General features: G+C 49.8%; 7 protein-coding genes and 1 pseudogene. All 8 read left to right on the top strand.

Features of this window, described 5'->3' with window-relative positions; translation table 11 throughout:
* Nucleotides 1–266: 266 nt before the first annotated feature.
* Nucleotides 267–1,715 (top strand): annotated as a pseudogene (locus GX135_05700) (DNA translocase FtsK).
* Nucleotides 1,716–1,783: 68 nt separating this feature from the next.
* A complete protein-coding gene (locus tag GX135_05695; GenBank protein NLN85578.1) occupies nt 1,784–2,398 on the top strand; it encodes an outer membrane lipoprotein carrier protein LolA in 615 nt (204 codons plus the stop codon).
* A gap of 13 nt (nt 2,399–2,411) precedes the next feature.
* On the top strand, nt 2,412–3,467 hold the full coding sequence (locus GX135_05690; protein ID NLN85577.1) for an NTP transferase domain-containing protein: 1,056 nt from the start codon (nt 2,412–2,414) through the stop codon (nt 3,465–3,467).
* A gap of 69 nt (nt 3,468–3,536) precedes the next feature.
* A complete protein-coding gene (locus GX135_05685; protein ID NLN85576.1) occupies nt 3,537–4,460 on the top strand; it encodes an EamA family transporter in 924 nt (307 codons plus the stop codon).
* Between the two features lie 45 nt (nt 4,461–4,505).
* Entirely contained in the window at nt 4,506–6,371 is a 1,866-nt protein-coding gene (locus GX135_05680) for a DUF255 domain-containing protein (GenBank protein NLN85575.1), read from the top strand.
* Nucleotides 6,371–7,474 carry a thioredoxin family protein gene (locus GX135_05675; protein NLN85574.1) on the top strand — a complete coding sequence of 368 codons (1,104 nt, stop codon included), beginning with the start codon at nt 6,371–6,373 and terminating at the stop codon, nt 7,472–7,474. Before GX135_05680 ends, GX135_05675 begins: the two co-directional genes overlap by 1 nt.
* Nucleotides 7,475–7,719: 245 nt before the next feature.
* Nucleotides 7,720–8,277 carry a TlpA family protein disulfide reductase gene (locus GX135_05670; protein ID NLN85573.1) on the top strand — a complete coding sequence of 186 codons (558 nt, stop codon included), beginning with the start codon at nt 7,720–7,722 and terminating at the stop codon, nt 8,275–8,277.
* The coding region (locus tag GX135_05665) for a hypothetical protein (GenBank protein ID NLN85572.1) at nt 8,259–9,252 on the top strand (994 nt) is incomplete at its 3' end. The genes GX135_05670 and GX135_05665, both read left to right, overlap by 19 nt.

Below are 9,252 nucleotides of genomic sequence, written 5' to 3'. Positions count from 1 at the left end.
TCTTTTTCGGATTTGGCAGGGTGAAAGAATTTTTCGCGCGTGTTTGGGCTGAAATCACAAAAAAACGTGAAGCCAAACCAAAAAAGCCAAAACCCGAAAAACCCACCATCCACAAGGAGCAAACTCCAGAGGTCACTCCGAAGCCAATTATTCAAAACCATTCACAGGAAAAAGCCACAGAGCCGCAAAGTCAGCCTTCACCCCCAAAAAGCGCGCCCAAAGAGGAAATCCCTCCGCCCAAACCTGAACCGACAGATTTGCCAGACGACAGGGAATATGTGATGCCTGTAATCGAGGAATTTTTGGAAAGTCCGATCAAACTAACCGATAAGGAACGCAAGGACATAGAAAATCAGATTTTGGGAACCAGTCAGATATTGAAGGATAAATTGGCGGAATTTGGCATCGAAGCTCAGGTGCGCAACGTGAACATCGGCCCCATCATCACTCAATATGAGCTTGAACCCGCCAAAGGCGTTAAAGTGAGCAGGTTTGCCTCCCTGGCAGACGATTTGGCTTTGGCCATCAAGGCAAAATCCATCCGTGTGCAGGCTCCCATACCGGGGCGCGGCCTCATCGGAATCGAAATCCCAAATATGAGTCGCGACATGATTTACTTGCGCGACTTGCTGCTTTCCGACGAGATAAAATCCACCACCTCCAAACTGGTTTTTGGTCTGGGCAAAGATACTGCGGGACGCCCTGTGGTTTCAGATTTGGCAAAAATGCCGCATCTCCTCATCGCAGGTGCCACCGGCAGCGGCAAAAGCGTTTGCATCAATGCCATCATCATGAGTTTCATTTTGCGCGCCAAACCGGATGAAATGCGCCTGATTTTGATTGACCCCAAAAGGGTGGAACTGGCTGGCTACAATGGACTTCCACACCTGATTGGCAATGTGGTCACCGAGCCGGAACAAGCCCTTGAAAACATGTATTGGGCTGTGCGCGAAATGGAGCGCCGTTACGAACTTTTACAGGAAGCAGGCGTGCGCGACATCTCTTCCTTCAACGAAAAAGCGGGAACCGAAAAGGACGGCGAAAAACTGCCCTACATCGTGATTGTGGTGGATGAATTTGCCGATCTCATCCTCACCAGCGGCAAGGATATAGAGGTTCCCATCACACGTTTGGCCCAGATGGCCAGAGCGGTGGGCATCCACCTCATTTTGGCAACGCAGCGGCCCTCCATCAAGGTTATCACCGGCGTCATCAAAGCTAACTTCAGCGCCCGCATAGCTTTTCAGGTTTCATCCCGGGTGGATTCACGCGTTATTTTGGATCAAATCGGTGCGGAAAGGCTTTTGGGCAGTGGCGACATGCTCTTCCTTCCACCCGGAAAAGCGCTCACCGAACGCATTCACGGCGCCTTCGTTTCGGATCAGGAAATCTCCAGGGTTTGTGCTTATTTGGCAACCCAACCCAAGCCCAAGCAAGAGTTTAGCGTGATCAAACCCGAAGATGAGAGCTTGGGTGGTTTCGATTATGATGATGAACTTTTCCCTGAAGCCGCGCGGGTGGTAGTTCAGGCAAACACAGCCTCGGTTTCCATGTTACAGCGCCATTTCCGCATCGGCTACGCGCGCGCAGGGCGTTTGGTTGATTTATTGGAACGGGCACGCATCGTCGGCCCACATCTGGGCAGCAAATCCCGTGATGTGCTTGCCACCATGGACGATCTCATCCAAAGCGGCATCATCCGCGAAGAGCGATAAAGCGCAGGAGCAAGCCTGAAAGCGAGTATTGATATGAGAAAGTTCCAAAAAGAGAAAAGGAAACCAAGATGAAAAAAATGATTTTGATTCTGATGGCATTTGCCTGCCTCATTGCCCTGCAGGGTCAAACTGCCTCCGAACTTTACAGCAAATTGCAGACTACATACAAAAATCTCAGCAGTTTTCAGGCGGTTCTGCAGCAAAGCAACTATTATCCCCAGCTAAAAAAAACCGTGACCTACAGCGGCAGGATATACTTCACGCAGGGGCGCATGCTGATGAAATTCACCAAGCCCAGCGAGCAATATTTGAAGATTGAAAATAACCGGGTCGAGCTTTATGACGCGGCTTCCAACACTTTGTTCCAAAGCGCTGTGCAGGCGCAGTTTGGCCGCATGAACCCGGTTGAAATCCTGCAGTTTTATTGGGATAAATCCGCGGTGACCGTCACTGCCAGCGGAAAAAATTCCGCTTCGGTGAAGCTGGTGCCAAAACAGGATGATCTTGTCTCTTCGCTAACCGCCACCATGAATCCATCAACCGGCATCGTTAACAAACTTGGCTACACGGATAAAAGTGGCAACACTGTGAACTACAGCTTTTCGGACATCAAGCAGAACGCTTCCATCCCCGCCTCGGTTTGGCAGGTTAGCCATCCCAAAAACGTGCAAATAATAAAATAATATAGAGGTAAAAATGATAGCCCTAATCATGGCCGGAGGCTCCGGCACCAGGTTTTGGCCCGCCAGCCGGGCCGCGAATCCCAAGCAATTCCTGCGCGTCACGGAAACCAGAACGATGCTGCAGCTCACCTATGACCGGCTCAAGCCCCTCATCCAGCCAGAGCGCGTTTTTGTGGTCACCGCCGCATCCCAAGCCCGCCTCGTGCGTGAAAACCTTCCGGAAATTCCCTATGAAAACGTGATTATCGAACCTTTTGGGATGAACACCGCGCCCTGCATCGCGCTGGCTTTGGCACAGTTGCGTAAACAACATCCGGATAGTGAAAGCATGGTGGTTTTGCCTGCCGACCACGTTATCCAAAATGTGGACGCTTTTTTAGCCAGCCTCAGCCATGCCGAAGAGGTGGCACAAAGCGGAGCGCTGGTCACTTTCGGCATCGTACCCCAATATCCCGCAACAGGTTACGGCTACATTGAATGTGGCAAGGAACTCGATCCCGGCGTCTTGGAGGTGCAGCGTTTCAAGGAAAAACCCAACGTGGAAACCGCCGCGGACTTCCTTCGTCAGGGCAATTTCCTGTGGAACAGTGGCATGTTTTGCTGGACTCTCAAAGCCATCCAACAAGCCTTTGAAAACCACCTCCCCCAAGCTCTGCAAATTGCAGAGGATGTTGCGGAACTCAGGCTCACCGGCGCTCCGGAGGAAGACATTGCCACAGCCTATGCCATGATGCCCAAAACCTCTGTGGATATCGGAATCATGGAGCGCGCTTCGCAACGGGCTGTGATTCCGGTGGATTACGGTTGGAACGATGTGGGTTCCTGGAAAGCGATGGCGGATATTTCCGATGCTGACGGACACGGTAACAGCTTCCGCCGCAACGGTTTCGCGGTTGACGCCTTCGATAACTATATTTACAGTGACAAATTCGTTGCCCTGATTGGAGTGGAAAATCTCTGCGTGGTGGAAACCGAGGATTCCATCCTCATCACCGCCAAAGACCGCAGTGAAGAGGTGAAAAAAGTGGTTGACCACCTGCAACAGGAAAAGATGGACGAGCTTTTATGACAGGCTGGGACAGCCTTTTAAGCCCTTCAAAAAAATGAAAACAAAAAACAAGGGAAGCCAAGACCAGCGATGAAAAACTGGTTTGTTTATCTCAAGGCCAGCCTGGCGATGCTCTTTTGGTCTTTCACCTTCATCTGGATAAAACAGGCTCTCATAACTTACAGGCCCTACGAAATAGTGTTTTTGCGCCTGTTGCTGGCAACTGTCCTGCTTTTTGGCGTGATTTTGATTTTCCGCAAGCGCGAAAAGATGGAGCCAAAAGACATACTATACATGATGATGGTGGCGTTTTTTGAGCCATTTTGCTATTTTTTGGGCGAAGCCAACGGGATGCAATTCGTTTCTCCCACACTGGGTTCACTCATCATTTCCACCATCCCGCTCATCACCGCGCTGGGCGCCTGGATTTTTTTAAAGGAAAAAATCACCCCGCTTTTGATTCTGGGGCTGCTCATTTCCTTTGGCGGTGTTGCCCTCATCAGCCTTGCCGAACCGGAGTTCTCTGGCACCCTCAAAGGCATAATGCTGCTGCTTGTGGCAGTGTTTTCCGGCATGTTCTATGCCATCACAGTGCGGCGAATTGCGCTGAAATACCGCCCCCTCACTATCGTAGCCTGGCAAAATTTCTTTGGCATGATCTATATGTTGCCTATATTTTTGATATTCGATCTGAAGCATTTCAGTGGTTGTCAGCATAGCTGGGAAAGCATGCTGCCGGTGATAGCGATGTCGCTTTTTGCCACGGTGGCCGCCTTTTTGCTCTATACAGGCGTAATCCGCGATATTGGTACGGTTCGCGCGAATATCTTCACGAACCTTATCCCGGTTTTCACCATCTTTCTGGCCTGGATGCTTTTGGGCGACAAAATTACTCTTAAAACCATGGGAGGAGTGTTGCTTACGGTGCTGGGACTCCTGCTTTCGCAATTGCCTGAACTGAAGCGAAAACTTGCGCGCAGCCCTGCGGACAATGTGCCTCCCCATGGAACATGATTTGCATATATTAGATAAAAAAATAAAGTGACCAGGAGGTTTTGAATGAGCTCTAAGTTCAAGACTCTCATATTATTATCGTTTGCCTTGGCCCTGGTTTTGCCTGCCATGGCCCAAAACGTGAAATTCAGCATTAGCCCTGCCAAGCTGAAACCTGGTGAAAAAGGTGTGTTGAAAGCCACCCTCAGCATCGCCGACCCTGAAAAGAAACAGAACTACGATCCTGCGGATGGGGAGGACGACTATTTTAATCTCACCCTGGATGGCAGCTATCCCGGCCTGAAATTTGGTAAAACCCAGTATCCTTCGCCAACTCAAAAAACGGAGGGAGTTTGGGAATATCATAAAACTGTCACTCTTTCCAAACCCTTCACCCTGGATAAAAACGCAAAGCCTGGTAAACTGGATATTAAAGCCACCATGACCTTTGGTCTGTGTCACAAAACCAGTGGTTTTTGCGATCCACCCCGCGATGTGGAAGGCAAAGCCAGCCTGGAAATTTTGGCTTTGGAAAGCCCCGTCGAAACCCAAACTGATGACGCGGCTGATGTGCTTGATGGAGATGAAGTTGTGGAGCCGGAATCCGTACAGGAAGAGGCAGCAGAAACTCCTGTTGATGCCAGTGACGAAAGCGAAAATGCCGCTGGTGGCAAAATCTGGTATTATCTGCTTCTGGCGCTTTTGGGCGGCATTGTTTTGAATTTTACACCCTGCGTTCTGCCAATTTTGCCCATCCGGGCCATGAGTATGGTTAACCAAGCCCAGAAAGACATCACCAAAGTCCTCATCCACACAATGGTTTACACCCTGGGAGTGCTCATCTCGTTTGGTGCCATCGCGGCCGTGTTTGTGATTACCCGCGCTTCGGGTGTGAACCTTACCTACGGTTTTTTGAGCCAAAGCCTGGTTTATAACCTCATTATGCTCAGCATTTTGTTCCTTTTTGGATTGTCGCTGATGGGAGTTTGGGAAATGACCGCTCCCGGCATGAACGTTGCTGCCAAAAGCACATCCAAACAGGGTTATGCCGGTTCATTCTTTGCCGGCATCTTCGCCTTCCTGATGGGATTTTCCTGCATGGGTCCTTTCATGGGACCCGCGCTGGAAGTGGCGGTGCGGCTCTCTTCGCCAATGTTGGTGCTGTTTTTCCTGCTCATCGGCTTCGGTTTCGCGCTGCCCTTCATCATCATCAGTCTTTTCCCAAAAGCACTCAAACTCATTCCCAAACCGGGTGAATGGATGAATATTTTCAAGGAAACCATGGGCTTCGTGCTCATGTATCTGGTTTGGAAATATTTCTCCAACGTGTGGGGGCTCACCAAAAGCGGGCCCTACATGCTCAACACAGCTATCTTCATCGTATTCCTTGGCTTCGGCGCCTGGCTCTACGGACGTTTTGTGCGTCCCGAAAACAAGAAATGGGTGCAGATTGTTTTGGGACTCGCCGCTGTGGCTGTAATCGCCTGGGCTGCTTGGAACTACCTGCCTTGGGATGAAAGCATGCGTCCAAAGGAAAGCGCCACGCTCTCCGCCGATGGACTGCAAGCCGCTGAATATGAAGGTTTTTACGTGTTCAACGAAGAGGCTTTTGAAAAGCTGATGGCTGAAGGCAAACCCGTGTTTTTGGATATTGGCGCCGCCTGGTGTCAAAATTGTAAAACCAACATGAAAAAGGTTTTAAGCCAACCTGATATCCAGCAGGCTTTTCAGGAAAAAGGGGTGACCCTTTTCTACGGTGATTTCACCAAGGAAGATCCCATCCTGAAACAGTGGCTGGAAAAAGAAGGCAGCATCGGTGTGCCCTTTAACGCGCTCTACATTCCGGGTGAACAGCCCATCAAAATGAGCGAACTTTTCAGCAAAAAGGAACTGCTGGACGCCCTGGACAAGATAAAACTGGAGAAAAACTGATGAAACGACTTCTTTTGGCCGCGCTCGCCGCTTTAACCTTATTGGCATTTACTGCCTGCGACCGCTTCCCACATATATTCGATCCACCCCAAGACGAGGATTTGGATGCGCTGCTTTTCCAACCTCTGAACCAAGCCTTGCAAAACCAGCCGGAAGCCGGAATTGATGAATTAATGCAATATTTCGCGGACGATTACATGCATTCCGGAATCAGCAAGGCAGAGCGTCGCGACTGGCTGGAAGGCATTTTTAGAGACCACCCCAACGCTTTTGCCAGCGCCAACCTGATTGAAATACAGAAGCTTTCTGATTTGCTGTATGTAAGCTCATGGCGTCTATATATATCGGAAGCCGAAACTGTAATCGCGGACAGCAGTTTTGTGGGTGATGAAGCCATCAAACGTGACGGACGCTGGATGTTGCGCGGAAACCAGGCAAGCTGCGTGGTGCCAAACCCCAAACAGCGCGTGATTATCGAATATTTCACCTTCCCGAACTGCCCAAACTGTCCTCCGGTGGAAGCTGAGCTGCAACACCTGCAATTGGATTATCCAAACAACCTCAGCTTTCTGGAATATCACATCACAGGACCCTTGCAAATCCCGGGTGAAGGAACTCACAGCTATTACGGAGTCACCTCCGCGCCCACAACCATTTTCCAGGGTGAAACCAAACTGAGCGGCAGCGCCCCTGAAACTTTGGCGGAATTTGCGCCTCTGGTTGCCAGCCTTGCCGAAGTGGAATGTTTGGCAGAGTATTCCAATCTCAGCTATTGGGTTCAAGGACAAACTGTTACCGGTTCCATCAAGTTGAATCTTTCGCCCCAGGTGCCCAATTGGAGCGATTTGGTGCTAAACGTTGTGCTGATCGAACGTCAAGCCAGCCATCCCATCCAGCAGCACCCCATGCATAACCTCGTACGTGCCAAAAACATGATAAACATTGGTGGCACAGACCTTTCCCAGCCTGTAAACTTTGTTTTAAACGCGTCTGAAAATATCCCGGACGACGCTTTTCTGGTGATTTTTGCCCAGCATCGCCCGGCCTCATTTGCAAATAATGCCAGGATTTACGGCGGAATCGAAGTGCCAATTTCCCGCTGAAGCTTCCCCGGTTCAATCCGCTCTTGGTTCGTGAAGATATCTCTCTCGTCTCGCCTTCGTAAGTCCCCCGTCCATGGACGGGTATCCAACGAGTGCGAGGCGATCAAGAATACTTTGGGAATCAAGAACGAATCCAAAAAGAAGAAAATGCTTTAAAAAATACAGATATCAGGAGACGAGACATGAAAAAATATCTTCTTCTCATCAGCCTTATTGTTGTGGCCATCGGCTTGCTGGCCAACGAGATGCCTCAATTTCGCCTGCCCAACGAGGCCGGCAAAAACGTAAACCTGGAAGACATCCTTGGAAATGGTCCCGTGATTGTGGATTTTTGGGCAGACTATTGCCAACCCTGCAAACAGGCGATGCCCGCTTTCACCGAGCTTCAACAAAAATATGAAACGCTCACCGTGGTGCTGGTTTCCCTGGACGCGCCCAAAAACCAGGCTCGTGCCAAGAACTATATCAAGAGCAAAGCTTATGATTTTATAACACTTTACGATCCCGACAAAACCTTGGCAAAAAAACTTAATGTGAGCGAACCGCCCCACACCTTCATTCTTTCTCCGGAAGGCGAAATCGTTTTTGAACACAAAGGCTACACCGCTGGCACCGAAAAGGAATATGAAGCCAAAATCCGCGAAGTGCTGGGCCTGCACGAACACGAAGATTGCGATTGTGGCGGAGACTGTGATGATTGCGACGATGACCACGATCACAGCGACAAACAAATCCACAAGGACAATTCAAAATCTGAATTACAAGAAAAGGACATTCATAAACCATGCACAGACAAAAACTAACTTTTTTAATCCTGCTGCTGGCATTATTTTTACCCCTGGCAGCACAAAACACACTACAGTTAAATGGAACAAATGAAGCCGGTTTAACTTATCGTACCGCGCCTGATTCCCTGAACACATATTTCTATAACAGTTTTGCTTTCGGCTTGGATTACAAAGGTTTCAGCTTCGGCATGAAGTTTAATGCCGGGCTTCCATATTATCCCCTGGAACAAAGCGGACTGCTGGATGAACTGAGTCCCGAAAGCCTGGAAATGGGCTGGCAAGAACTCTATGCTGCATATTCCAGAGGAGCTTACAGCATCCACGGTGGCATCATGGAAGAAAGCTTTGGCAGCGGCATCGTTTTTCGCAGCTATGAAAATCCGGAAATGGACCTGGACTACCGTGTCACCGGATTCAGATTTGCCTACGATGATCTCTTCCGTCTCAAAACACTCTACAGCGGCTATCCCAATCCCGACGCGCCTGGTAAGCTGGATCTCGCCTATGGCGCTGATCTTGAAGTGCCCGTTTTGAACTTTATGACCCTGGGCACCAGCTTTGTGGGCATGCAAACCCTGCTTGGCAATTCCTATCGCCAGGACGATGTTTTGGGAGCCAGAGCCCGCCTCATGTTATACTTTTTGGATTTCTCCGCGGAAACCGCTATTCGCGACGACAAAAATAAAGACGGCACAATCAATGGCAAAGCCCTTTATCTGACTGCATCATCAGGATTTGGACCGGTGCAATTCGGCGGAGCTTACAAGCTTTACGATAATTTTGAATATCGTAACCGCCTGCAGGACTTGCCCTTGGCAAATCACCACAACGAAACCCTCGCCGACAGCCAAGGCTCCGGACGAGACGAAATTGGTTTCCAAGCTTGGACCAATATCGCACTCTGGCGCGGCATGAACCTGGAACTGGACTATGCCGAAGCCTGGGATTCCGCCCGTGAAAAACGCATGAACGATGCTTACGCCGGCTTGG

The sequence above is a fragment of the Candidatus Cloacimonadota bacterium genome (assembly GCA_012522635.1).
Taxonomy (GTDB): Bacteria; Cloacimonadota; Cloacimonadia; order Cloacimonadales; family Cloacimonadaceae; genus Syntrophosphaera.
The sequence above is the reverse complement of the archived record's forward strand: the minus strand, read 5'-3'. Positions and strand labels throughout refer to the sequence as shown.

What these genes read in the sequence shown, in the direction of transcription:
- GX135_05695 (NLN85578.1), top strand. Translation starts at nt 1,784, where the DNA reads ATGAAAAAAATGATTTTGATTCTGATGGCATTTGCCTGCCTCATTGCC.
- GX135_05690 (NLN85577.1), top strand. Translation starts at nt 2,412, where the DNA reads ATGATAGCCCTAATCATGGCCGGAGGCTCCGGCACCAGGTTTTGGCCC.
- GX135_05685 (NLN85576.1), top strand. Translation starts at nt 3,537, where the DNA reads ATGAAAAACTGGTTTGTTTATCTCAAGGCCAGCCTGGCGATGCTCTTT.
- GX135_05680 (NLN85575.1), top strand. Translation starts at nt 4,506, where the DNA reads ATGAGCTCTAAGTTCAAGACTCTCATATTATTATCGTTTGCCTTGGCC.
- GX135_05675 (NLN85574.1), top strand. Translation starts at nt 6,371, where the DNA reads ATGAAACGACTTCTTTTGGCCGCGCTCGCCGCTTTAACCTTATTGGCA.
- GX135_05670 (NLN85573.1), top strand. Translation starts at nt 7,720, where the DNA reads ATGCCTCAATTTCGCCTGCCCAACGAGGCCGGCAAAAACGTAAACCTG.